The organism is Neomesorhizobium albiziae, assembly GCF_900114255.1.
GTDB lineage: Bacteria > Pseudomonadota > Alphaproteobacteria > Rhizobiales > Rhizobiaceae > Neomesorhizobium > Neomesorhizobium albiziae.
This window is the reverse complement of sequence record NZ_FOSL01000092.1, coordinates 1-1,027: the sequence shown is the minus strand read 5'-3', so window position 1 is coordinate 1,027 and position 1,027 is coordinate 1. Positions and strand designations below refer to the sequence as shown.

The 1,027-nt window shown below is 64.1% G+C and carries 1 pseudogene; it reads right to left on the bottom strand.

Annotated features, from left to right (window positions below):
- A pseudogene (locus F3H98_RS31535) lies at positions 1–1,027 on the bottom strand (hypothetical protein); the annotation flags it as partial.

The following is a 1,027-nucleotide window of genomic DNA, read 5'->3' as shown; positions in this document are numbered from 1 at the left end:
GTGGTGGCGCCCGCCGATGGAGTCGTAATGATAGGCGACCGGCCTTTCCCGCGCGCGGCGATCAATGAGCAACAGCGACCAATGGTCGCCGCGGCGATAAGGATCAGCAGCACTGGCATCGTTCACTGGCAGAAACACGAACTCGGCTGTATCGTTACCATCCTGGTCAAGGACGATGCGCTGGTATCGGCTTAGCACGTCGCTATCGAGGCGGGCCGTGCGCAGATGACCGGCTAGGAGCGGATCCACGAGCCGCGCGCGGGCGGCCAGATCCGGATGCAACTCGTTGCGCAGGAACGCGTAATCCGCCTGGATATGGTCGTCGGTCAGCCAGTCCGTGAAGCCGAGCACCTGCGGACCCTGCGGGGCGATGCCCGATCCCGAGGCCTGTCCATCCGGTTGATCCAGCCTGAGATGAATGCCAGCGCCTTCGGGATTGTTTGGGGTTGCCTGCCTCCCCTGGGGGGTCCAATAGGCCGTATAGGACTGACCGTGGATGTCGAAGTTTGTCTCGGGGCGGTACCGGCTCGGCAGGTGGCCGTCCCGGGATAGTGCGCCGATGAGGATGTCCGGGGCCGGTTGGCCGCGGTGGATCCAATCGTTTCCAACGACATATCCGTAGTCCGTCCCGCTGCGGCTGTAGAACGAGGCTGTCGGGTCTAAAGCCCCGAGGTGAGCATCGAACGGAGTGCGCGGAAACACCAGCGCCGAGTAGGCATCATCAAGCACCTCGTGCGGTGTGGACGCATCCAGATGAAGCAGGGGATCGAGACCGCCGTAGATGTCTGCCGACCGAGCCGCCGGCAAATCAAACTCGGACGGCACCTGCGCCGACCACCTGGAGGTCGACCCGGCGGGCCCCTGCTCTTCGGCCTGATCCACCTCCTGCCAAAGCCGCTCCTGATCGTAACTTTCCACTTGCGACCCGGCGGGCCCCTGCGGCCAACCCGCCTGCTCAGGGGACAATCCCCACGCCGCGTTCGCCTCAACGACTCGCAGGTGCTTGTGAAGCTTGTTTAAACCCACG